Annotated in this window: 19 protein-coding genes and 1 pseudogene; 6 read left to right on the top strand and 14 right to left on the bottom strand. The window is 64.5% G+C overall.

Features of this window, described 5'->3' with window-relative positions; translation table 11 throughout:
- Positions 1-132: 132 nt before the first annotated feature.
- The 5 genes and pseudogenes from MA07_RS29830 to MA07_RS26320 form a co-directional block, all read right to left on the bottom strand.
- Positions 133-220, bottom strand: a pseudogene (locus MA07_RS29830) (DUF924 family protein); the annotation flags it as partial.
- A 107-nt stretch (positions 221-327) separates the two neighbouring features.
- Positions 328-1284, bottom strand: a complete 957-nt coding sequence (locus MA07_RS26305; RefSeq protein ID WP_052003565.1) for a DMT family transporter — start codon at positions 1282-1284, stop codon at positions 328-330.
- 152 nt (positions 1285-1436) lie between these two features.
- On the bottom strand, positions 1437-2102 hold the full coding sequence (locus tag MA07_RS26310; RefSeq protein WP_052003566.1) for a DUF924 family protein: 666 nt from the start codon (positions 2100-2102) through the stop codon (positions 1437-1439).
- Between the two features lie 83 nt (positions 2103-2185).
- Positions 2186-2422, bottom strand: coding sequence for an Lrp/AsnC ligand binding domain-containing protein (locus MA07_RS26315; RefSeq protein WP_009494007.1), 237 nt, complete (start codon positions 2420-2422; stop codon positions 2186-2188).
- A gap of 84 nt (positions 2423-2506) precedes the next feature.
- A complete protein-coding gene (locus MA07_RS26320; protein WP_036359420.1) occupies positions 2507-3811 on the bottom strand; it encodes a UDP-glucose/GDP-mannose dehydrogenase family protein in 1305 nt (434 codons plus the stop codon).
- A 168-nt stretch (positions 3812-3979) separates the two neighbouring features.
- Between MA07_RS26320 and MA07_RS26325 the strand changes: the two genes are divergently transcribed.
- Positions 3980-4993: an asparaginase gene (locus tag MA07_RS26325; protein WP_036359424.1), complete on the top strand. Its 1014-nt coding sequence runs from the start codon at positions 3980-3982 to the stop codon at positions 4991-4993.
- Between the two features lie 34 nt (positions 4994-5027).
- Here the strand turns inward: MA07_RS26325 and meaB are convergent, their stop codons facing one another.
- Positions 5028-6011 (bottom strand): methylmalonyl Co-A mutase-associated GTPase MeaB, encoded by a 984-nt coding sequence (meaB, locus tag MA07_RS26330; RefSeq protein ID WP_036359431.1) that lies wholly within the window; start codon positions 6009-6011, stop codon positions 5028-5030.
- A gap of 191 nt (positions 6012-6202) precedes the next feature.
- Between meaB and MA07_RS26335 the strand changes: the two genes are divergently transcribed.
- Positions 6203-6988: a GNAT family N-acetyltransferase gene (locus tag MA07_RS26335; protein ID WP_036359433.1), complete on the top strand. Its 786-nt coding sequence runs from the start codon at positions 6203-6205 to the stop codon at positions 6986-6988.
- A gap of 21 nt (positions 6989-7009) precedes the next feature.
- Here the strand turns inward: MA07_RS26335 and MA07_RS26340 are convergent, their stop codons facing one another.
- A complete protein-coding gene (locus MA07_RS26340; RefSeq protein ID WP_036359434.1) occupies positions 7010-7768 on the bottom strand; it encodes a DUF3750 domain-containing protein in 759 nt (252 codons plus the stop codon).
- A gap of 180 nt (positions 7769-7948) precedes the next feature.
- Here MA07_RS26340 and MA07_RS26345 point away from each other — a divergent pair, with 180 nt between their 5' ends.
- Complete coding sequence (locus MA07_RS26345) at positions 7949-8920, top strand: alpha/beta hydrolase (RefSeq protein WP_036359438.1); 972 nt, start codon at positions 7949-7951, stop codon at positions 8918-8920.
- Positions 8921-8942: 22 nt separating this feature from the next.
- Here MA07_RS26345 and MA07_RS31055 read toward each other — a convergent pair whose 3' ends face one another.
- The 6 genes from MA07_RS31055 to MA07_RS26375 all read right to left on the bottom strand — a co-directional run bounded on the left by MA07_RS31055 (position 8943) and on the right by MA07_RS26375 (position 17097).
- On the bottom strand, positions 8943-10109 hold the full coding sequence (locus MA07_RS31055) for a family 16 glycosylhydrolase (protein WP_052003567.1): 1167 nt from the start codon (positions 10107-10109) through the stop codon (positions 8943-8945).
- 181 nt (positions 10110-10290) lie between these two features.
- Positions 10291-12453 (bottom strand): methylmalonyl-CoA mutase, encoded by a 2163-nt coding sequence (gene scpA / locus MA07_RS26355; protein ID WP_036359441.1) that lies wholly within the window; start codon positions 12451-12453, stop codon positions 10291-10293.
- Between the two features lie 228 nt (positions 12454-12681).
- Positions 12682-13050, bottom strand: coding sequence for a hypothetical protein (locus MA07_RS26360; RefSeq protein ID WP_036359444.1), 369 nt, complete (start codon positions 13048-13050; stop codon positions 12682-12684).
- Positions 13051-13189: 139 nt separating this feature from the next.
- Entirely contained in the window at positions 13190-13579 is a 390-nt protein-coding gene (locus MA07_RS26365) for a hypothetical protein (RefSeq protein WP_052003568.1), read from the bottom strand.
- A gap of 39 nt (positions 13580-13618) precedes the next feature.
- The gene (locus tag MA07_RS26370) at positions 13619-15589 is read right to left on the bottom strand and encodes a methylmalonyl-CoA mutase subunit beta (RefSeq protein WP_036359447.1); all 1971 of its coding nucleotides are present in this window, start codon (positions 15587-15589) and stop codon (positions 13619-13621) included.
- 1127 nt (positions 15590-16716) lie between these two features.
- Positions 16717-17097 carry a DUF2267 domain-containing protein gene (locus MA07_RS26375; RefSeq protein WP_036359449.1) on the bottom strand — a complete coding sequence of 127 codons (381 nt, stop codon included), beginning with the start codon at positions 17095-17097 and terminating at the stop codon, positions 16717-16719.
- 124 nt (positions 17098-17221) lie between these two features.
- On the opposite strand from MA07_RS26375, the gene MA07_RS26380 reads away from it, so the two are divergent.
- On the top strand, positions 17222-18760 hold the full coding sequence (locus MA07_RS26380; RefSeq protein WP_036359450.1) for a helicase HerA-like domain-containing protein: 1539 nt from the start codon (positions 17222-17224) through the stop codon (positions 18758-18760).
- A gap of 310 nt (positions 18761-19070) precedes the next feature.
- On the top strand, positions 19071-20453 hold the full coding sequence (locus MA07_RS26385) for a M20/M25/M40 family metallo-hydrolase (protein WP_036359626.1): 1383 nt from the start codon (positions 19071-19073) through the stop codon (positions 20451-20453).
- Between the two features lie 166 nt (positions 20454-20619).
- Here the strand turns inward: MA07_RS26385 and MA07_RS26390 are convergent, their stop codons facing one another.
- Positions 20620-21297 carry a haloacid dehalogenase type II gene (locus MA07_RS26390; RefSeq protein WP_036359451.1) on the bottom strand — a complete coding sequence of 226 codons (678 nt, stop codon included), beginning with the start codon at positions 21295-21297 and terminating at the stop codon, positions 20620-20622.
- Positions 21298-21458: 161 nt separating this feature from the next.
- Between MA07_RS26390 and MA07_RS26395 the strand changes: the two genes are divergently transcribed.
- Positions 21459-22343, top strand: coding sequence for a branched-chain amino acid aminotransferase (locus MA07_RS26395; RefSeq protein ID WP_036359452.1), 885 nt, complete (start codon positions 21459-21461; stop codon positions 22341-22343).
- Positions 22344-22370: the final 27 nt, after the last annotated feature.

Consider the following 22370-nt stretch of genomic DNA (forward strand, 5'->3'; position numbering starts at 1 on the left):
GCAACTTAATAAAATTGCATATTGTTCTACATCGATCAAATCGGGAGTGCTCGTGGTGGCACTTGATCCGATAGCGCTGATCGCGGACATGGCCGAAGCCGGCCATGTCCGCGTATGCACGAAGTCACCTTCAGCCAGATAGGCCAACTCCGTCGGCGTTGAGGCTCGGCCCAGAATCGGATTCCGATGCGGGAACCCGGCCGAAGCGGGTGATCACGTCGGCTTTGGCCTCGGCCTGGCTCAACCAGAATGCGCAGACAGGCTTGAGGTGCTCCGGAGCCTCCTCAAGGGCCCGTGATGACCCGACAAGGCAATCGTGACCCGAGCTCAGATGTCCTGCCCCTGATATGCTTCAGGAGGCACCTGCTTCTTTTGCCGGAGCAGCTTGATGAGACGGCCGTCGATCGCAGCTAGTCCGAGACCGATCAGGGCCATACCCAGGAAATGCTTGGGGTCCAGCCGCTCGCCGAGTACCGCCGATCCCAGGATGATCGCGCTGATCGGGATCAGAAAGGTCACAAGCAGGAGATTGGTGGCTCCGGCCGTTGCGAGAATCCGGAAATACAGAATGTAGGCAAGAGCCGTCGATAGGGCAGCAATGCCGATCAGCGCACCCCAAGCCGGCAAACTCGGCATGGGCAACTGCCATGGCTGCTCAAAGAGGACAGCGACTGGGATCAGGATGATCGTCGAGGCCGTTACCTGACCCGTTGCTGTCACCATGGGAGCAACGCCCATCTGTTTGAACCTGCGTCCGTAAACGCCTGCAAAGGCGTACGACAAGGCTGCTCCCAGGACGGCGAGTTGAGCCAGTACGTTGGTCCCGAGACCCGTCAATACCTCCGGCCCAATCATCACCACGACGCCAACCAAGCCGATCAGCACGCCCACGAGCCTGTTGCCGGTCATCTTTTCATCCTGCGTGAGGAAGTGAGCCACGATGACTGTGGATAGCGGCGTGGTGGCGTTCAAAATGGAGGCGAGCCCGCTCGCGATGTGGCTTTGCCCCCACACGATCAATGGAAACGGGATAGCATTGTTGAGAAGTCCCATGCCGAAGAAGGCAATCCACACCCGCTTGTCGCCAGGAATGCGCAACCCGATAGTCCGGATCACGATGTTGAGGATCAAGGCCGCAAGACCGACTCTCAGCACGACGATCGTGAAGGGCGGAAGCTCCTTGACCGCCACCCCGGTGAAGAAAAACGATCCTCCCCAGAGAACGGAGAGGGTAACAAGCATGACCCACTCAAGAGTGGTCATGTTGCGGTTGACGCTTGGCATGAAAGGATCCCCACAATCGAGAGATGGCACCTTTAAGTTGGTCCATTGAGCGTGCCACCCGGTTCCTGTGATTATAACTATATATTGTTATATTGATACGGGTTGGATCGGGTGCTCCCCCATTGCTTGGTCCAGCAGGCTTATACTGCCTCTCAGCCGACGGCGCTGATCGCCGATTGGGCCGAGGCCGGCAGCGTCCGCATATGGACGAAGTCTCCCTTGGCCAGATAAGTCAGTTCCACCGGCGTTGAGGCTCGGCCCAGAACCGGATTGCGGTGCGGGAACCGGCCGAAGCGGGTGATCACGTCGGCATTGGCCTTGGCCTGGCCCAGCGAGAATGCCCAGACGGGCTTGAGGTGCTCCGGAGCCTCCTCAAGGGCCTGTTCCGAAATGGCCACGATGCGCCTCATCCGCTCCAGGTGGTCCGGACCCTCCGCATGGGCCAGCGGGAGCAGGTGGAAGAACCTCTCATAGGGGCTCTGCAGGGCCTCGTAATGCCCGTTCCGGAAGCCCTCCTCGGCGATGCTCAATGCATCCTGATCCGACGAATAGGCCTCGGCCGCCCCGGCGAACAGGCCGCGTGGAAACTGATCCAGAACGATGATGAGAGACAGGCGCCCCTGCGGGGTCTCCAGCCAGTGATCCAACCGGCCCGATCGCGCCGCATGCACCACGGGCGCGAAGCGCACCAGATCCGCATTGGCGCCGCCGCGCATCCACCAGGCGAGCATCTGCCAATGGGCCGCGATGTCGGCGTTCGAGAGATCGACCGGAAACCAGAAGCGGTAGACCTTTTGCCAGTCCGTGCGAGATGACATCGGATCCTCCCTGAAGGAGTTTCGATGTTAATCGCTGCAGGGGCTTTCCGATGTGACCTGGATCACAGACGGAACGGCAGGCGTCAGAACGCCTTGAAGGTGATGATCGTGTGCGTGTCGGCGATCTCCGGGATGACCTGCACGTTCTCCGCGATGAAGTGGCCGATATCGACCCCGTCGTCCACATGGAACTTGGCGAGGATGTCGTAGTTGCCGGCAGTCGAGTAGATCTCGGATGCGATCTCCCGGTCCGCGAGGGCGTTCGCAACGGCGTAGGTCTTGCCGAGCTTGCACTTGATCTCGACGAAGAAGGTCTGCATGAGCCGCTCCCGGTGGCGCAATCTTTGAGATGCCCCTCTCATGGCATCGGCGGGACCGGCGCGCAAGCCGGTCCCAGGTCAGGGTCACGGGCGTCCGATGCTCACATAGGTGAAGCCGTGGCGGCGCATCTCGTCCGGCCGGTAGACGTTGCGCAGGTCGACCACCACAGGCTCGGCCAGGGCGGCCTTCAGGCGCCGCAGGTCCAGCGCCCGGAACAGGTCCCACTCGGTCACGAGCACCAGGGCATCGGCATCGCGGGCGCAGTCATAGGCGTCCTTCGCGTACTGCACATCGGTCAGCATGGACCGGGCGGCTTCCATGCCCTCCGGATCGTAGGCCTTCACCCGGGCGCCTGCATCCTGCAGGGCCGTGATGACATCGAGGGAGGGCGCATCGCGCATGTCGTCGGTGTTGGGCTTGAAGGTCAGGCCCAGCACCGCAATGGTCTTGCCGCGCACGGAACCGCCGCAGGCCGCGATCACCTTGCGGCCCATGGCGCGCTTGCGCTGGCTGTTGACCGCCGCCACCGTCTCCACGAGGCGGATCGGCGCCTCGTGGTCCTGCGCGGTCTTGATCAGGGCGAGCGTGTCCTTCGGGAAGCACGAGCCGCCATAGCCGGGACCCGCATGGAGGAACTTGGAGCCGATGCGGTTGTCCAGCCCGATACCCCGGGCCACGTCCTGCACGTTGGCCCCCACATGCTCGCACAGGTCCGCGATCTCGTTGATGAAGGTGATCTTGGTGGCGAGGAACGCATTGGCCGCATACTTCGTCAGCTCCGCGGTGCGCCGGGACATGGCGAGCACCGGGGACTGGTTGAGGTAGAGCGGCCGGTAGATGTCGTTCATCACCGCCTTGGCGCGCTCGTCCTCGGTGCCGATCACGATGCGGTCCGGGCGCTTGAAGTCGGCGATGGCCGCGCCTTCACGCAGGAATTCCGGGTTGGACACCACAGCAAATTCCGCATCGGGCCGGGTCTCGCGGATGATGCGCTCGACCTCGTCGCCGGTGCCCACCGGCACGGTGGATTTGGTGACGATCACCGTGTAGCCGTCAATGGCGGCAGCGATGTCGCGGGCGGCCTGGTAGACATAAGACAGGTCCGCATGGCCGTCGCCGCGCCGGGAGGGGGTTCCCACCGCGATGAACACGGATTCGGCGCTCCTGACCGCCTTGCCTAAGTCGGTGGTGAAGGTCAGTCGCCCCTCGCGCACGTTCTTGGCCACGAGTTCGGCCAGTCCCGGCTCGAAGATCGGGATCTCGCCCCGGTTGAGGGCCTCGATCTTGGCCGGGTCCTTGTCGACGCAGCAGACCTCGTGGCCGAAATCCGCAAAGCAGGCGCCGGACACCAGGCCCACATAGCCTGCTCCGATCATCGCGACATGCATCAGGGGCTCCCCGTTCGTTGAACCTTGGGTTTAGGGTGGCGAGCGCCGAGCCGCAAGCCGTCGCCTGCGACGATTTCGGGGGGACTTTCCGCTCTTTTGCAACAACGTCCCCTTTGACTTCTGCCATCAGTGCCTCCACAACACCGCCGCTTTTCAAACGGGGCATTGATGGACAATCCATTTCTTGTCGAGGTCACTCGCGGCCATCTGGTCGAGTCGCGCCACAGGGGCAGCGTCTCGGTGGTAGACGCGGAAGGGGCCACGGTTCTGTCGATCGGCGACGTGGACCGGCGCGTTTTTCCGCGCTCCGCCGTCAAGGCGCTTCAGGCCATGCCGCTGGTCGAGAGCGGGATCGCGGACAAGTACGGCCTTTCCGACGAAGAGATCGCGCTGGCCTGCGCGTCCCATTCCGGTGAACCGGACCATGTGAGGGTGGCCGCATCCATGCTGGCCAAGGCAGGCCAGGATGCCGGTTGCCTCGAATGCGGCACCCATTGGCCCATGGGCGAGGCCGCGAACCGCGCCCTGGCGGCGTCAGGAGCAAGCCCCAGCGCCCTGCACAACAACTGCTCGGGCAAGCATGCGGGCTTCATCTGCCTCGCCTGCGGCCAAGGGGAGAACCCCACAGGCTACGTGCTGGCGGATCACCCGGTCCAGCGCAGCGTGCGCGAGGCCCTGGAGGACATCACGGGCGCCTGCCACTCGGTCGAGAAGAGCGGCATCGACGGCTGCTCGATCCCCACTTATGCGATCCGGCTCCCGTCGCTGGCCTTCGGGTTCGCCCGGTTCGGCACCGGGATCGGCCTGCCGGGCGACGGCAAGGCCGCGGCCGCCCGGATCCGCAAGGCCGTGGCCCGCCATCCCTTCATGGTCGCCGGCACCGGACGGTTCGACACGAAGCTGATGGAATGTCTCGGCGAACGCGCCTTCGTGAAAGTGGGCGCCGAGGGCGTCTATTGCGCGTCGTTCCCGGAACTCGGCTACGGAATCGCCCTGAAGGCGGACGACGGCAATGCCCGCGCGGCCGAGGCCATGATGGCCGGCCTCGCCCTTCGCTTCCTCCCCTTGAGCGACAACGAGCGCAAAGTGGTCGAAGGCTTGGCGCAGCCCGTGCTCAAGAACTGGAACGGGATCGAACTCGGGCAGATCAGGCCCACTTCGGAGATCACGGGCGCGGCGTGAATGCGCTGACGATGCGCTCACCCGGCCTGCTGAATTAGAGTCCCAGCAGCTTCACGATCTCGCTCGCCGCCGCATTGGGCGACAGCGTGCCGCCCGCAATGGCGCGCTCGATCTCCGGCACGCGCTGACGCAGGGCGGGATCGTGGGTGAGGCGCTCGTGCAGGCGCTCGTGGACGAGGGCCCACATCCATTTCGTGTCCTGCGCCCGCCGCTTGGCGGCAAGCTCGCCGGTCGCCTCGAGGCGCTTTCGGTGGTCGAGCACCTTGGTCCAGAGCTCGTCGAGTCCCTGGCCGGTAAGCCCTGAGACCGTCAGCACGGGGGGGGTCCAGGTGGGCGAGGCTGGGGCAAGGATGTGCAGGGCGGCCTTGTACTCGGCGGCAGCTGCCTTTGCCTTGGCGCCCGCATCGTCCGCCTTGTTGACGGCAATCAGGTCGGCAAGCTCCAGGATGCCCTTCTTGATGCCCTGCAGCTCGTCGCCGGCGCCCGGCAGCATCAGGACGAGGAAGAAATCGGTGAGGTCCGCCACCGCCGTTTCCGACTGGCCGACGCCCACGGTCTCCACCAGGATCACGTCGAACCCGGCGGCCTCGCAGAGCAGCATGGTCTCCCGGGTCTTGGCCGCGACGCCGCCGAGCGTCCCGGAGGAGGGCGAGGGGCGGATGAAGGCGTTCGGGTCGGCGGCCAGTCGCGCCATGCGGGTCTTGTCGCCGAGGATCGCCCCGCCGGTCCGGGTGGAGGAGGGGTCGACGGCGAGCACCGCCACCTTGTGGCCCTTCTCGGTGAGCATGGAGCCCAGCGTATCGATGGTGGTGGACTTGCCCACGCCGGGAACGCCGGTGATGCCGACCCGCACGGCCTTGCCTGTGCGGGGCATCAGCTCCTGAAGAAGAACGCGGGCCGCCTCGCGATGGTCGGGCCGGCGCGATTCCATGAGCGTGATGGCGCGCGCCAGCGCGGCCCGGTCGCCGCCGGCAACCATCTCGGCCGAAACTGGTGTCTTTTGAGTGCCCCCGGTCATACGGGAGCTTTAGCGCATTGTGCGGAAAAGTGGACTCGGTTCTTAGGCGGAACAGAGAGGCTGACGCGGCTTCATAAGGCGAATTGATACGACATATCGGCAAGATGAATTGGAGACCGAAGAGCATCTTCCATAAAGATCCCTGGCCGATCCCTCCCTGCCTACGTTCGAATGACAAGAGCTCTTCCAGAATGCCTCCGGGAACAACCGAAATCACCGGCGCTCTTGAGATCCTCAGGCGCGATCCCCTCAGGAACGTGGTGCTCCTGAAGTTTCTGGACACGACGCTCGGGAGCTCGACTCTCCACCAGGCCGTCGACGGCCATGATGTTGCCAGCCTTCTCCTCGTCGATCACCGGTTCAGCAGCTTCGATCGGAAGGCCTACCCGGCGGCCAGGGTCTCCGCGATCATCTCCAGCACTCGCCCGGAACTCACCCGGAAGGTGCTGGCCTTCGCGCCGCGCGGCGAGACCCTGGTCTTCAAGCTGACCGATGAGGCTGACCGACTCGTAGTCGCCGAGGAGTTCCCGCTGAAGAGACAGACGGCTTACCACTCGTATACGGCATCGGCGTTTGCCGCCGCCGCTCCGGGCGCAGATGTCGAGTTCGCCCTCAGCGACTCGCTGTCTCGAATGTTCGCAGCCCAGGACCATGATCCGGAGTGGCTGGGCTGCCTGATCGACAGCGGTCGCGCCTTCGTCTCCGCCGTGAAGGAGGATGGACAGGCCCTTTCAGCCTGTTTTGCCTTTCAGATCGACGGGGCGATTTGGGAAATCGGCGGCGTTTACACGGTTCCCGCAAGGCGTGGCGAAGGGCTGGGATCGCGAGCCGTCCGAACAGCCCTGGCCGAGCTGGCGCGTCGTGCATGCGTTCCTCGCTACCACGTCGCCGAAGACAATGCCGCTTCGATAAAGCTGGCGGAGACGCTTGGCATGACGCGCTTTCTCACGCTGACCCATTATCTCAGCGAGGTCTGAGCCGACGGCCCGTCAGCATATTCACCAAGTGATCGGATCCATGCCGAACCGTCCCCAGGCGGGAATCTTGATGGCCGGGCGGCGCAGGTCGAGGCCGGCGACGAGGCCCATGAAGTCGAGCTCGATCCCCTCGATCCAGCCGACCGCGATGCCCGCATAGCCGCCGAGCGAGATCTGGATGCCGGTTCGGCTCGGGGTCAGGCCCACGATGTCGCGCCAGGGCTGCCAGTCCTTGCCCAGCGCCGTGGGCGGCAGGGGAGCCGCGAGTTCGGGGACGGAGCGCATCACATGGGCCACGAAGGTATTGGAGTTCGGGCCGGGCCAGGCGTTGTAGGCGCCGAAGGTCTGGTAGGGATAGCTCGCCACGGCTTGGCGCACCTGCGGGATCAGCCGCTCGGCCTCGGGGCCTTCGATCACCACCACGGGATGGGGCGCATTGCCGAACCAGCGCCCGTCCGGCGCCCAGCCGTTGGTTCGCACCGGGCTGCCCCAGCCGACCTTGTCGTAGCGGGTGTACTGGCGGGCTCCGGCCTCCTTCACCACCACCCAGGTGTGGTGTGCGAAGATGCCGCGCCAGCGTCCGACCCGTGCCGCATAGACCGCCACAATGGCCCCGGGAGCCTCGGACGCCGCCGGCAGGAGCTTCGCGCTCGACCAGTCGGCCGCCCCCCAATTCGGCGCGATATCGTCGCGCATGGCCCACCAGAGGGCATGAGCCCCCAGGGGGACGAGAAAAAGCGCAACGATGACAAGGAGGGTACGGGCGAGAGCGGCGAGCATGGGGGGAAGGTACGGTCGGGGCCTGCCTGCATCAAGGCACCGGACCCCATGCTCCCGTTCACCAATGCTTTACCGCGATCCGGCACGAGTAGGCGTGCCGCAGGGTTTCCGCCTTGCGCATGCCATGATCGAGGGCGAAACAGCATGACCTTTCCCGTCTCCTGTCGAAACCTGGGCTCCATGCGTTTTTCCTTCTCCCGCCTCGCGATCGTCTGCCTTGCCGGCGTGGCCCTGTCCGGCTGCGTCGGAGAGGATTCGGCGCTCGTCAGTCCCGCATCCTTCAAGATTGGACTGAGCAAGGATCCCAAGCTCCTTGTCGCCACCACGCGGCTCCCGGTGGGCGAACCGCTCAGGAAGCCCTGGTTCAGCAGCGAACGCTCGGCAGACATGATCTTCGCGGAGGCGCGCCTGATCCCACCATCGGACTCGCTCCTCAGCAGCGGCAGCTGGAGCATCGCGAAGGTCGATAACGTGGAGCGGAGCAGCGCCGCGCAGGCCTTCGCGCAGGCCGCCTTCGGCCGCGACCTGCTGCTCTACATCCACGGCTACAAGGAGAGCTTCGAGACGGCCGCGACCTCGACCATCGACCTGTCGGAGGGCATCAAGTTCGCGGGCGTGACCGGCCTCTTCACCTGGCCGTCCGCCGCCTCGACCTTCAGCTACGTGGCCGACCGCGAGAGCGCCATGTGGTCGCGCGACTCGCTGGAGGATCTGCTGGCCGCCATCGCCAAGACCCCGAGCGGCGGGCGCATCCACATCGTGGCGCACAGCATGGGCACGCTGCTGACCCTTGAGACCCTGCGCATGCTGCGCGCCTCCGGCGGCGAGAGCGCCATGGAGCGCATCGGCGCGGTGGTGCTGGCCGCTCCCGACATCGATATCGACCTGTTCGCCCGCGGTCTGGAGCGTCTGGGGCCGGATGCCAAGAAGATCACCGTCATCAGCTCCACCAACGACCGGGCGCTCGCCGTCTCGAGCCGGCTCGCCGGCGGCATCGTGAGGGCAGGGGCGGCCGACCGCGAGCGGCTGGAAGCCCTGGGCGTGCGCGTCGCCGACGCCTCGGAATTCGGCGGCGGCATCATCAACCACGACCTGTTCCTGTCGAACAAGGAAGTGCAGCAGGTGGTGAAGCGGGCAATCGAGCGGTCGTGAGAGACCGCTCGACAAAGCACTCTCACACGATGAGGAAGTCGTCGTAGGCGAGCTGGGCCTTCCTCACGCCGTCGAAGGTGATCGAGCCGCCGTCGGCGAGCTTGAGAACCGCATCGCCCTCGCCATTGTCCTTGATCATCCGATACAGGCCCGAGAAGTTCTTCTGGCCTGCAATCGCCTTCGTGATGCGCACGACGTCTCCGCCGAGGGGATCGAAGTCGAGGATCACGTCGTGCCCGGTTGGGCCGGTGCGGTAGATGAAGGTATCGGCGCCGCTGCCGCCCGCCAGGGTGTCGTTGCCCTTCAGGCCCTCGATCGTATCGTTGCCGCCATAGGCGAAGATGATGTCGTTGAGAGCCGTCGCCACCTTGTCGCCGACCAGCGAATTGTTGCTGTCGTTGCCCGAGATCGTCGGCTTGATGCTAGGCGCATAGGCGCGGATGTAGTCGATCTTGAACTCGGCCGGGAACACGGTCGTGCTGTCCGGCGCACCGGGCCAGTTGCCGCCGACGGCGAGGCCGGCGAGGAGGTACATCGGCTCGTTCATGCCTGCCGGCGTCGCTATGGAAAACACCTGGGTACCGTCGAGATAGTAGGTGATCGTCTCGGCGGTCCACAACGTGCCGTAGCTGTGGAAGCCGTTCGAGAGATCGATGCCGGTGGAGATCCCCTGCGTCTTGAACGCGTGCTTGCCCGTGGAATCCTTCCAGTGCGAGCCGACGTAATAGGTCGACGGGTCGTGGCCGAGCAGTTCCAGCACGTCGATTTCCGGTGGCCAGTTGCCGCTCTGCGGCAAGAGCCAGAAGGCCGGCCACAGGCCCTGGCCCGAAGGCACCTGCGCCGAAATTTCGAAATAGCCGTAGGTCTGGGAGAACGTCCCATAGGTGTTGATGAGCCCCGACACATAGGGCAGGCCATCGGTGAGGCTCGTATCCGGGGAGGGCTGGGCCGTGATGGTCAGAACGCCGTCGCCGGTTTGATAGGGGTCGCCGGAGATCCGGAACGGATCGAGGCTCGGATATTGCTGAATTACCGCGGTGGAGCGGTCGGCGAAGTACTGCATCTCGCCGTTGCTCGCCAGCGTGCGCCCGCCCCACCAGTACTTCGTGCCCCAGACCGAGGTATCGAGGTAATTGCCCGTAAATTCGTCGGAAAAGGTCAGCGTGTAATTTTCGAGATTGATGGCCATGGGATCCCCGCAATTGCTTTAAAAAAACTTGCAGGAAGCTTCCCATGGGGAATCTTACGGATCAATGAAGCGGGCGATGTAATCCGCCCGGGCTGGTAAGGTCAGATCCTCTATCGGTTCAGAGGGTTATCGGAGGGTTGATAGGCTCCGGATCCTCACAGGCAGGGAAGGGGAGGCTGCCCTATTCCGCCGCCTGCTTCGGCCCGTAGCCGAGCCTCTGGTTGAGATCTTCGATGAGGTTCACGGCCGCGTCGGCAATCACCGTGCCGGGCGGGAAGATGGCCGAGGCGCCAGCCTTGTACAGCGCGTCGAAATCCTGCGGCGGGATCACGCCGCCGACCACGATCATGATGTCCTCCCGGCCGTACTTGGCGAGTTCGCTTTTCAGCTCGGGCACCAGGGTCAGGTGGCCGGCCGCCAGCGACGAGACGCCGATGATGTGCACGTCGTTCTCGATGGCCTGACGGGCCGCTTCCGCCGGAGTTGCGAAGAGCGGGCCGATATCCACGTCGAAGCCGAGATCGGCGAAGGCCGAGGCGATCACCTTCTGGCCGCGGTCATGTCCGTCCTGGCCCATCTTGGCGACCAGAATGCGCGGGCGGCGCCCGTCGTCATGCTCGAACTGTTCGACGAGATTGCGGACCTTCTCCACGGCTGGCGACGCCATGCCGACCTCCCGTTTGTAGACCCCCGAGATCGCCTTGATCTCGGCCCGGTGACGGCCCCAGACCTTTTCCAGAGCGTCGGAAATCTCGCCCACCGTCGCCTTGGCGCGGGCGGCCTTGACCGCCAGATCGAGCAGGTTGCCGTTGCCCGCAGCACCCTGCGACAGGGCGTTGAGCGCTGCATCCACATCGGCCTGGTTGCGGTCGGCTTTCAGACGCTTGAGCTTCTCGATCTGGCTCGCGCGCACGGCGGCGTTGTCGACCTTCAGGATGTCGATGGAGGCCTCGTCCGTGGACTTGAAGCTGTTCACGCCGATGATCTTCTGGTGGCCTGAATCGATGCGCGCCTGCGTGCGCGCGGCAGCCTCCTCGATCTTCAGCTTCGGAATGCCGGCCTCGATGGCTTTCGCCATGCCGCCTAAGCTCTCCACCTCCTGGATATGCGCCCAGGCCTTCTGCGCCAGCTCATAGGTGAGGCGCTCGACATAGTAGGAACCGCCCCACGGATCGATGATGCGCGTGGTGCCGCTTTCCTGCTGCAGGAACAGCTGCGTGTTGCGGGCGATGCGGGCCGAGAAGTCGGTGGGCAGGGCCAGCGCCTCGTCGAGCGCATTGGTGTGCAGCGACTGCGTGTGGCCCTGCGTCGCCGCCATCGCCTCGATGCAGGTGCGGGTGACGTTGTTGAACACGTCCTGCGCGGTGAGAGACCAGCCGGAGGTTTGGCTATGCGTGCGAAGCGGCAGCGACTTCTCGCTCTGCGGGTTGAAGCCCTTCACGAGCTTAGCCCAGATGAGGCGCGCGGCGCGCATCTTGGCCACTTCCATGAAGAAGTTCATGCCCACCGCCCAGAAGAACGACAGGCGCGGCGCGAACTGGTCGATGGTGAGCCCCGCCGCGATGCCGGCGCGGATGTACTCGACGCCGTCGGCCAGCGTATAGGCGAGTTCCAGGTCCTGCGTCGCACCCGCCTCCTGCATGTGATAGCCGGAGATCGAGATGGAGTTGAACTTCGGCATGTTCGCGGAGGTGTAGGCGAAGATGTCCGAGATGATGCGCATCGATCCCTTAGGCGGGTAGATGTAGGTGTTGCGCACCATGAACTCTTTGAGGATGTCGTTCTGGATCGTGCCCGACAGCTTGGAGGCGGGAACGCCCTGTTCTTCCGCGGCGACGATGTAGAGCGCCAGGATCGGCAGCACGGCGCCGTTCATGGTCATCGACACGCTCATCTGGTCGAGCGGGATGCCTGCGAACAGGGTGCGCATATCGTAGATGGAATCGATGGCGACCCCCGCCATGCCCACGTCGCCCGACACGCGCGGATGGTCGGAATCGTAGCCGCGATGGGTGGCGAGATCGAAGGCGACCGACAGGCCCTTCTGGCCGGCCGCGAGGTTGCGGCGGTAGAAGGCGTTGGAATCCTCGGCCGTGGAGAAGCCCGCATACTGGCGCACGGTCCAGGGCTGGTTCACGTACATGGTGGGGTAGGGGCCGCGCAGGAAGGGCGCGATGCCCGGATAGGTATCGAGGAAGTCGAGCCCGGCGCGATCCTCGGGCCCGTAGGATCCCTTCACGGCAATGCCCTCCGGCGTCAGCCACGGCTCGGCCGAGGCCTGCGGGGAGGATGCCAGGGGAGCGTCGGTGAAAGCGACGCTCGCGAAATCCGGGATGCTGGTCATGGGATGAAGCGGATGCCCTTGCCGGTGGAAACGGATCGAATGAGGTGCATTCTAGGGCATCCGCTGACGGGAGGCTATCGGCGCATGGTCGGAGGCCTCGATGACCTCCTCGTCATCCCCGTCCCCGGACTTGATCCGGGGATCTGTCCCGGGGATCCACTTTTTTAAGGCGCTGTGGTTCCCAAGACGTGGATGGCCGGAACAAGTCCGGCCATGACGGTGTGGGTGTCACCCCCGCTTCTCGGCATTCCAGTAGCCGGAACAGACCCGCCCGCCCGAGGTGGTCCAGGTGCCGCGGCCCGTAGCTCCGGACAACCGGCCCGAGACATTGGCCCGGTCCTGCCCACGCGAGATGCTGGCGGACACGGAGCCGTTCGATTGAACCCGGCCGTTGACGTTGAAGCTCTCAGGGCCGCCGTAACGGGCCTGGCCGTTCTGGACGATCACGGGATAGCGGTAGGCCCTGTCGCAGGCGCCCTGCTCAGTGACGACCTCGACGCTCCAGTTGCCGTCGAACCGGTTGGCTTGGGCTTGGGCCTGGGGAACCACGACAAGGCCCGCCATGGCGATTCCGCCAAGCCAGGAAAGAACACGCATCAAACACTCCTGAACACATTGGATCGGATGAACCAACGTGGGTGTTTCGGGCGGGGTTCCTCTTCATGGCAGACGGTCGCAGGCACGAAAAAAGCCGCCGCACCCGTTGGATGCAGCGGCTTGAAAGAAGCGGGGCCGGTCAGCTCTGCGCGACGCTGGAGCGCTTCTGGGCATTCCAGCGGCCGGAGCAGCCGTAGGAGTCGACCTTCCAGACGCCCGAGCCGGACTGGCCCGCCAGGCTGCCCGAGGCCTGGGCCTGGGCGGAACTGCGGCGGATGTCCAGGCTGACGGAACCGTTGGTGGCGATCTGCCCGCTGATCTGAGCCGGGGTGTCACCGGGATTGCCGTGGTAGCGGACATTCCCCTTCTCGACCGTGATGGCATAGGTGTTGGTGCCGCAGATGCCGGAATCCGTCACCATCTGCACCTGCCAGGTGCCATCGTGCTTGTCCTTGGGTGCGGCCAGGGCCGCGCCGGCGCCCATGATGCCGAGAGCGAGGGCTGCAGCCGTCATCTTCGTGAAAGTCATAACCGTGATCCTCCCGGTTGTGGGGCCGGGAGGACAATCTCAAGGCTCCGCGCAGGCCTTATCGAGGGCCTCGGCGAGGATCTTGAGGGTATCGCACCCGGTGAAAATAAAGGTTGTTATGCCGGCCCCGGTCAGCTCTTCTTGATCTTCCCCGGGGCGGCCAGCCAGGAAGATAAGTTTTGAGCCTGCCCGATGCAAGGTCCTTGCGGTCGCAGGGGCATGAAGCCTGTAAATCTCGTCAGTAGAGCAGATGCAGCTAATCTTGGCTTTACTGTCGGTGAAAGCTTTTTGCAGGCTATCCTGGTCTGTTAATCCATCGTTCATGATGGCTTCTACACCGCCGGCCTCGAAGAAGTTCTTGGTAAAGGTTGCGCGGGCGGTGAAATCGGCAATGGAGCCGAGGTTCGCGAGGAACACCTTCGGTCGCTCGCCCGTCCTGGCCCGATACGCGTCGGAGATGTCGCGCAGGCGTTCGAAAGGCTCGGCGGTGCGAACGGAAGGCAGGGGGGCAATCGCTACGACGTTGGCGCCCGCTGCCGTCATGGCAAGCTGCGGCAGCGTTGCTCCATCGGCAGCCATCTGCACGAGAGAGGCGAATGAGGTTTCCCCTGAGCGAGCAGCAGCCTGGGGCGCAGGTCCGTCATTCTCTGTCGCGGCCGGTACAGACATCAGAACCGTCACGTCCGCTTCGTTGATGTTCGGGAACTCGCTCGTGCCGGTGATCGGCTCCCTGCGGGTGGCCACGGCCTTCTCCCGCTGGGCGCGAACAGTTGCGATGCGACCCTGGAGCGTTTCGCCCTTCAGGCTTTCCAGAATTCCGCCCTCGCGCTCGATCTCCCGGAACAGGCCCCAGGCCTTTTCGCACAGGGCGTCGGTGAGCGCCTCGAACCCGCCGGCGCCGGCCGCAGGATCGGCCACGCGGGCGAGGTTGGACTCATCGAGCAGGATCAATTGCGTGTTGCGCGCAACACGGCGCGCGAAGGCATCGGGCAGGCCGAGGGGGGCTGTGAAGGGCAGCACCGTGATCGCATCCGCTCCGCCGATCCCGGCCGAGAACGCCGCCACCGTGGTGCGCAGCATGTTCACCCAGGGGTCGCGTCGTGTGGTCATGCGCCAGGCGGTTTCCGCATGCAGTCGGATCGGCCTCGGCTCGATGCCGCAGGCCTGCTCGACGCGCGCCCACAGGCGGCGCAGGGCCCGGAGCTTTGCGACGGTAAGGAACTCGTCCGCATCGGCCACGAGCAGAAAAGCCAGAGAGCGCCGCGCGGCATCGAGCGAATGCCCGGCGGCTTCCAGACCGCGCAGATAGCTCAAGCCCGTCGCCAGCACGGCCGCGAGTTCCTGCGCCTCGCTGGCGCCGGCCTCGTGATAGACGCGCCCATCGGCCAGGAACGCACGACCGGCAAAGCCCTGGTCCGTCAGGTGGGCCAGCGTATCGCCCATGCGCTGCGCCATGGCCTCCCAGGAGGCCGACATCCGGCCCATGGCCGCCATGGCGCTGAGCGGATCGAGGCCGAGATCGAGGGAGAGATCGGAAAGCTTGTGTCCGCGCCGCTCGGCCAACGCCAGCACCAGCGCGGCCATCTGGCGGCCATGCCCGCCCGCGTCCATGCGCAGGTGGATGAGGTCGAGCATGACGCCCTTGAGCGTCCGGTCGAGATCATCGACGGAGTTGATCTGCACCCCGAAACCGCGCGCCGCAGGAGCCTTGCGGGTGACGAGGGTCAGCGCATCGGCGCCGCCTTCGAGGTCGAGGAGAGCAAGCTCGTTTGCCTTTGCAGGATCGGGATGGTCGGCGCGCTGCGAGACGCGCCAGCGACCAGCCTGCTCGCGTGCCACCGGGGTGGATCCTTCCGCCTTGGGATAAAGCGGCTGGATGGCAATGCCGTCATGGCTGCGGGAGACGAGCTTCGTCTCGAAGTCGCCACCCTTCAGCACGCCTTCGACCAGCTTGAGCCATTGCTCGCGGGTCGCTTGCGGAAAGTCGGCGGCGAGAGAGAGATCGTCCATGGAGGCCTCGTCCGGAGGAAGGCTGCGCGAATAGGGCGGGACAATACCGGGAGGAGGAGGCGGTGGGAATGCCCTAAAGGGTGGGGAAGGATCGACCCGATCCCCGCCGCGGTCCAGCCACAACGCGCGGTGTCATCCCCGGCGGCCGTGAGGCCGGGAAGGGGATCCATGGCGATGAGGGTGCGGGTGGATTCCCTTCCCCTCCGCTGCGCTCCGGCCGGGAATGACACTGTTCCGGCCCTGCCACCCTGTTCGTCATCCCCGGACTTGTTCCGGGGATCCACGTCTTCGCTGCCCATCTCTCCAGCCTCATCCTGAGGAGCAGCCGCGAGGCTGCGTCTCGAAGGATCGTCCCGTGCTCTCTGGAGGCTCCTTCGAGACGGTCACTGCGTGACCTCCTCAGGATGAGGGCAGAGGGAGAGACGCAGTGGACCGAAGACGTGGATGGCCGGGACGAGCCCGGCCATGACGGGGAGGCCATGTTCTCACTTTGTTCTTGATAATTCGCCTAAGCTAAGCTATATAGTTTCCTTAGATCTGTTCCTGAGAGGGGCGCGCTCGCGAGGCGTCGCAGTGTGGGAGCAGGCACGGTCCTGTGGTGCAGCCTTGCAAGCAGCACCGACAGGAGGCCCAGGCTGTGGGCCGGTGGTCGGAACCGGTCTCAGGCCCCCGTCGAGCAGACGGACCCCGCCTGAGACGGTCACCGGGCTGGCATCGCCTGTCCGCCTAAAGAAGCCGTGCGCGAAGAGGCATCCCGGCTCTTCCTTATCACCATCCATCATCGAGCCGGGCTGCCCAACGCGCCACCCTCGATTACTCTTCAGGCTCGCAGCGCCAGCTGCGGGCCCAGAAGTGCTGGCTCTTTGACAGAGATCATCCCGGACGGCAAAGCCGATCCGGGATCGGGCAAACCAGTCCAGCGCTGTCATCCCGGGGCGGCGGAGCCGAGCCCGGAATCCATAACCGCTGACGAGGCAGGATGAAGCGTAACGCTGCCCGCCTTTCCTAAAACGTCGTGTTTATGGATCCCCGCCTGCGCGGGGATGACACCGGGGAGGTTCAGGGGCTCCATCCTGCCCACGATCCCGCATCGGCTTTAACGGTCCCGGATGGCGAGCTTTGAGTGATCAAACGAACTGCGACAGCCCCGGGATCGAGCCGACGATCGGGCCCATCACGTCCTCGCCGGCCTTTTCGCGGCCATAGGTGAAGAGCTCCTTGCCGAGCGGCTGCATCTGGCCCATGGACACGCCGATGCCCATGAGCTGGCCGCCGAGCGCCATCACGCCGCCGCCCATGGAGCCCATCATGCCCATGAGGCCGCCGCTGGCTCCGGTCTTGCCCTCCTCGATGGCGTCCATCGCGCCCGGAAGAGCCTCGATCAGCTGGTTGACCTCGCTCGAGGGTCCCTCTTTCTGGAGGTAGCCCAGGATGATGCCGATCGCCTTGCGGGCGGTCGCTGCGTCGAGACCGGTCTTCTGCGTCACGCGGGCGATAAGCTCTTCCATCTGATTCTCCTGAAGCTGGAACGGGGCCGATAGTTCACATCTGAACTGTTTAATCAAGAATTCCGAGAGTGGAAACTCGCGGCAACGCTTCTAAGATCCATTATAGGGATTTCGGAGGGACGCGATGCTGCAGGACGGGAAGATCTTCATCGGGAAGAGCACGAAACCCGAATATCTCGATCTGAGGCTCGCCAACCGGCACGGCCTCGTGACCGGAGCCACGGGCACGGGCAAGACCGTTTCCCTGCAGGTGCTGGCGGAGGGCTTCTCCAACGCGGGCGTTCCCGTCTTCGCCGCCGACATCAAGGGCGATCTCTCCGGCATGGCAGCGCCCGGCAACGGCAAGGAGCCTCTGGTCAAGCGCGCCAAGGACATCGGTGTCGAGTACGTGCCCGACAAGTTCCCGGTGGTGTTCTGGGACCTGTTCGGCGAGCAGGGGCACCGGGTGCGGGCCACGATCTCCGAGATGGGGCCGCTGCTGCTCTCGCGCCTGCTCGATCTCAACGACACGCAGGAGGGCGTGCTCAACATCGCCTTCCGCATCGCCGACGAGCAGGGGCTCCTGCTGCTCGACCTGAAGGATCTGCGCGCGCTGCTGCAGCTCGTCTCCGACAATGCCAGCCAGCTCACCACCAGTTACGGCAATGTGTCGAAGGCGACCATCGGCACCATTCAGCGCCAGCTCCTCGTGCTGGAGAACCAGCAGGGCGACGAATTCCTCGGCGAGCCGGCGCTGGACATCAAGGACCTGATGCGTAACGACCGCGATGGACGTGGCATCGTCAACATCCTGGCGGCGGACAAGCTCATGAGCAATCCGCGCCTCTATGCCACCTTCCTGCTTTGGCTGATGTCCGAACTCTTCGAGGAACTGCCAGAGGTAGGCGATCTCGACCAGCCCAAGATGGTGTTCTTCTTCGATGAGGCGCATCTGCTCTTCAACGATGCGCCGAAGGCCCTCGTCGAGACGGTGGAGCGGGTGGTGCGCCTCATCCGGTCCAAGGGCGTCGGGGTCTATTTCATCACCCAGAATCCGATCGACGTTCCCGAGAGCGTGCTGGCGCAGCTCGGCAACCGGGTCCAGCACGCGCTGCGCGCCTATACTCCGCGCGAGCAGAAGGCTGTGCGAGCGGCGGCCCAGTCCTTCCGGGAGAACCCGGCCTTCGACACGCAGAAGGCCATCACCGAACTCGGTGTCGGCGAGGCGCTGGTCTCGACGCTCGAGGGCAAGAGCGCGCCGTCCATGGTGGAGCGTACGCTGATCGCGCCGCCCATGGCACAAGTCGGGCCGATCGAGCTGACCGAGCGCCAGCAGATCATCGCGGCGAATCCCATGAAGGGAAAATACGATCAGTCCATCGATGTGGAATCGGCATATGAGATGCTTGCCAAGCGCGCCGAGCAGGCGGCCGCCGAGGCGAAGGCGGCGGAAGGGGGAGGCGGGATCCTCGACATGCTGGGCGGCCTCTTCGGCGCCGGCCCGCAGCGCAAGGGCTCCATGACGGTGGGACAGCGCGTCACCCGCGAGGTGACGCGAACCATCGTCAACCAGACGGTCGGCAATCTCGCGGCGGAGATCGGCAAGTCCATCGGCGGCCGCCAGGGCAGCTCCATCGGGCGCGCCATCGTGCGCGGGACCTTGGGTGGGTTGTTGAGACGGTAGAAGCATCGTCATCCCGGACGGCGAAGCCGATCCGGGATCGCTGGACGAGTGTGGCGCCGGTTCACCTCTCCTTATGGGAGAGGTCGCGCCTTCAGGCGCGGGTGAGGGGTTACAGGTTCATCCGGACAAAACACTAACCCCTCACCCCAACCCTCTCCCTCAGGGAGAGGGATTCTAGGCTACATCCTGCGTCCGATCCCGGAGTTGCGCTGCGCTTCGTCCGGGATGACGGTTTTCATGAACACCTCTTGCGGCATCCTCCTGTTGGATGCACCTTGTCGGCCGCGACAAATTCCAACACAGGGCCACCATGTCCAAGCTCGACCAAGTTCTGCAGCGTATCGATTCCGACCTCGATTCCTCCCTGGAGCGCCTGTTCCAGTGGCTCAAGGTTCCGTCCATCTCCACGGACCCCGCCTATAAGGATCATTGCCGCACGGCAGGCCAGTGGCTTGTGGATGAGCTGAAGAGTATCGGCATCGAGGCTTCCTTGCGCGAGACGGGCGGGCACCCGGCCGTGGTCGGTCACGCCAAGGGCGATGCGAAGCTGCATGTGCTGTTCTACGGCCACTACGATGTGCAGCCGGTGGACCCGCTGGAGCTGTGGGAGACGCCGCCTTTCGAGCCGCGCATGATCACGCTTTCCGACGGCCGCAAGGCCATCAGCGCCCGCGGTTCCTCGGACGACAAAGGTCAGGTGATGACCTTCGTCGAGGCCTGCCGTGCGTGGAAGGCCGAGACGGGCTCGCTGCCGATCAACATCACCTTCCTGGTCGAAGGCGCCGAGGAGGACGGATCCAAGTTTCTCCCTGAGTTCATCGAGGCCAACAAGGACGAGCTGAAGGCCGATGTGGCGCTCGTGTGCGACACGGGCATGTGGGATCAGAATACGCCCGGCATCACCTCGTCCCTGCGTGGCATGGTCTACGAGGAGATCATCGTCCGCTGCGCCGATCGCGACCTTCATTCCGGCACCTTCGGCGGCGCGGCACGCAACCCGATCCATGTGCTGTCGAAGATCATCGCGGCGTTTCACGATGACAACGGCCGCATTACGATCCCCGGCTTCTACGACGGCGTCCACGAAACGCCTACGCAGGTGCTGGAGCAGTGGAGGGGGCTGAACCTCACGGAGGAGGAATTCCTTGGGCAGGTTGGCCTCAAGCAATCCGCCGGCGAGAAGGGACGCATGTTGATCGAGCAGATCCAGTCGCGCCCCACCTGCGATGTGAACGGCATCATCGGCGGCTATACGGGCGAAGGCACCAAGACGGTGATTGCATCCGAAGCGCGCTGCAAAGTCTCGTTCCGTCTCGTGGGCGACCAGGATCCGGTTGCGATCTCCCAGAACTTCGAGGCCTTCGTGCGTGAGCGCATTCCTGCCGACTGCTCGGTGGAGTTCATCCATCACAAGGGCTCGCGGGCCTTGGCGCTGCCGCACGACTTCCCAGCCATCACGGCGGCGAAATCCGCCCTGCATGACGAGTGGCAGAAGGACCCGATCGTCATCGGCATGGGCGGCTCGATCCCGGTCGGCGGCGACTTCAAGCGCACGCTCGGCCTCGACACCCTCTTCGTCGGCTTCGGCCTCGACGACGACCGCATCCACTCGCCGAACGAGAAGTACGACCTCAAGAGCTTCCACAAGGGCACCCGCTCCTGGGCACGCATCCTGGCGGCTCTGGCGAAGTAGAATCCTATATTCTTGTCATTCCGGGGCGGCTCACGGGAGCCGAGCCCGGAATCCATAACCACGACATCACAAGGAAAGAGTGAGCAGCGTTACGCCTCTTTCTGCATCGTCAGCGTTTATGGATTCCGGGCTCCGCTGCGCGGCCCCGGAATGACAGTGATTGCAGTCATATCAACCCGTCGAGCGATGCGACCACCGCGCTCGGCGCAAGCTCTGCGTATTCGTCCGGCAAGCCGAGCCGGTTCACCCAGATGGGCGTGAACCCGAATGCGGCAGCCCCTGCGATGTCCCAGCGGTTGGACGACACGAACACGACTTCATGCGCAGCGATGGACAGTGCCTGCAGCACGAGATCGTAGCTGCGCGGGCTCGTCTTGAAGACTTGCGCGGCATCGACGGACAACACCACGTCGAGATCGCCGGCAAGGTTCGCCGAGTCCACTGCCGCTTTGAGCATGCCGGGATCGCCGTTCGACAGGATGCCGGTGCGAAGGCCGCGTGTGCGCAAGGCTTCCAGTGCCTGCTGAACCTCCGGATAGGCGTCAAGCGCGCGGTAGGCCTCGAGCAGGAGAGGCCGGATCGAGCGGTCGACGGAAGGAAAACGCGCGAAGGCATAGTCCAGGGCCTGTTCCGTCAATGTCCAGAACGGCTCATAGCGGCCCGCCAGCGACAGGACCCAGGAATATTCGAGTTGCTTCGTACGCCACACTTCAGAGAAACGCGCCGCGTCGGGCCCCACCTGGGCCATGTGGCGGCCGACGGCGGAATGCACGTCGAACAATGTTCCATAGGCGTCGAAGATCACGGCCTTCGCACGGGGCGGAATGAGGCTGGTGCTGGTCATGAAGGGCAGATTTCCACCGGGCGCGGGCAATGGCAAGCCGGCCAATGATCAGCCCTCCTCATGAAACCCATCACAAGACTTTATGCCCCAGCCATGAACCCGGCGATTGACGGTTGCAGGCGCAGGCGTTTCGATAGGGCAGAACTTCTGACCGATTAAGGATGGGACACGTGGCTTGGTATTCGCAAACCTGGAATTGGTTCAATGGCACCTGGCAGGAGGGCAATCCGCCCCTGATCGGGCCGCGCTCTCACGTGTCCTGGCTCGGGTCGTCCGTCTTTGACGGAGCCCGCGTGTTCGAGGGCGTGGCGCCCGATCTCGACCTTCACTGCGAGCGCGTGAACCGCTCCGCGCTGACCATCGGGCTCAAGCCGACCATGGAGCCTCGGGCCATCATGGATCTCGTGCGTGAAGGCGTGAAGAAGTTCGCGCCCGGCACCGCGCTCTATGTGAAGCCCATGTACTGGGGCGAGGCCGAGGGCCTGTCCACCATTGCGCCGGATCCGGAATCGACTCAGTTCTGCCTCTCCCTGTTCGAGGCGCCGATGCCGGTGCCGGGCGGCCTCTCCGTCATGAAGTCGAGCTTCCGCCGCCCGACAATCGAATCCATGCCCACCGACTCGAAGGCCGGTGCTCTCTATCCCAACAACGCCCGCGTCATCCGCGAGGCGAAGGAGAAGGGCTTCGACAACGCGCTGGTGTGCGATGCGCTGGGCAACATCGCCGAAACTGCGACCTCCAACGTGTTCATGGCCAAGGACGGCGTGGTCCATACGCCGTATCCGAACGGCACGTTCCTCAATGGCATCACCCGCCAGCGCGTGATCCAACTCCTGCGCGACGATGGCGTGCAGGTGGTCGAGAGCACCCTGCGCTACGAGGACTTCGCCAGCGCCGACGAGATCTTCATCTCGGGCAATTATTCCAAGGTGATGCCGGTGCTGCGCATCGATTCCCGCGATCTCCAGCCCGGTCCGTTCTACCGCCGCGCCCGCGAGCTCTACTGGGCCTTCGCTCACGACAAGGGTGTGCTCAAGGCGGCGTAGTGCGCTTGGGGAATTGTTCCCCAACGT

It is taken from the genome of Microvirga sp. BSC39 (genome assembly GCF_000739015.1).
Classification (GTDB): Bacteria; Pseudomonadota; Alphaproteobacteria; order Rhizobiales; family Beijerinckiaceae; genus Microvirga.

Bases quoted from the DNA above. Each gene is read 5' to 3' on its own strand.
- MA07_RS26305 (WP_052003565.1), bottom strand. From the start codon at position 1,284: ATGCCAAGCGTCAACCGCAACATGACCACTCTTGAGTGGGTCATGCTT.
- MA07_RS26310 (WP_052003566.1), bottom strand. From the start codon at position 2,102: ATGTCATCTCGCACGGACTGGCAAAAGGTCTACCGCTTCTGGTTTCCG.
- MA07_RS26315 (WP_009494007.1), bottom strand. From the start codon at position 2,422: ATGCAGACCTTCTTCGTCGAGATCAAGTGCAAGCTCGGCAAGACCTAC.
- MA07_RS26320 (WP_036359420.1), bottom strand. From the start codon at position 3,811: ATGCATGTCGCGATGATCGGAGCAGGCTATGTGGGCCTGGTGTCCGGC.
- MA07_RS26325 (WP_036359424.1), top strand. From the start codon at position 3,980: ATGGACAATCCATTTCTTGTCGAGGTCACTCGCGGCCATCTGGTCGAG.
- meaB (WP_036359431.1), bottom strand. From the start codon at position 6,011: ATGACCGGGGGCACTCAAAAGACACCAGTTTCGGCCGAGATGGTTGCC.
- MA07_RS26335 (WP_036359433.1), top strand. From the start codon at position 6,203: ATGCCTCCGGGAACAACCGAAATCACCGGCGCTCTTGAGATCCTCAGG.
- MA07_RS26340 (WP_036359434.1), bottom strand. From the start codon at position 7,768: ATGCTCGCCGCTCTCGCCCGTACCCTCCTTGTCATCGTTGCGCTTTTT.
- MA07_RS26345 (WP_036359438.1), top strand. From the start codon at position 7,949: ATGCGTTTTTCCTTCTCCCGCCTCGCGATCGTCTGCCTTGCCGGCGTG.
- MA07_RS31055 (WP_052003567.1), bottom strand. From the start codon at position 10,109: ATGGCCATCAATCTCGAAAATTACACGCTGACCTTTTCCGACGAATTT.
- scpA (WP_036359441.1), bottom strand. From the start codon at position 12,453: ATGACCAGCATCCCGGATTTCGCGAGCGTCGCTTTCACCGACGCTCCC.
- MA07_RS26360 (WP_036359444.1), bottom strand. From the start codon at position 13,050: ATGCGTGTTCTTTCCTGGCTTGGCGGAATCGCCATGGCGGGCCTTGTC.
- MA07_RS26365 (WP_052003568.1), bottom strand. From the start codon at position 13,579: ATGACTTTCACGAAGATGACGGCTGCAGCCCTCGCTCTCGGCATCATG.
- MA07_RS26370 (WP_036359447.1), bottom strand. From the start codon at position 15,589: ATGGACGATCTCTCTCTCGCCGCCGACTTTCCGCAAGCGACCCGCGAG.
- MA07_RS26375 (WP_036359449.1), bottom strand. From the start codon at position 17,097: ATGGAAGAGCTTATCGCCCGCGTGACGCAGAAGACCGGTCTCGACGCA.
- MA07_RS26380 (WP_036359450.1), top strand. From the start codon at position 17,222: ATGCTGCAGGACGGGAAGATCTTCATCGGGAAGAGCACGAAACCCGAA.
- MA07_RS26385 (WP_036359626.1), top strand. From the start codon at position 19,071: ATGTCCAAGCTCGACCAAGTTCTGCAGCGTATCGATTCCGACCTCGAT.
- MA07_RS26390 (WP_036359451.1), bottom strand. From the start codon at position 21,297: ATGACCAGCACCAGCCTCATTCCGCCCCGTGCGAAGGCCGTGATCTTC.
- MA07_RS26395 (WP_036359452.1), top strand. From the start codon at position 21,459: ATGGGACACGTGGCTTGGTATTCGCAAACCTGGAATTGGTTCAATGGC.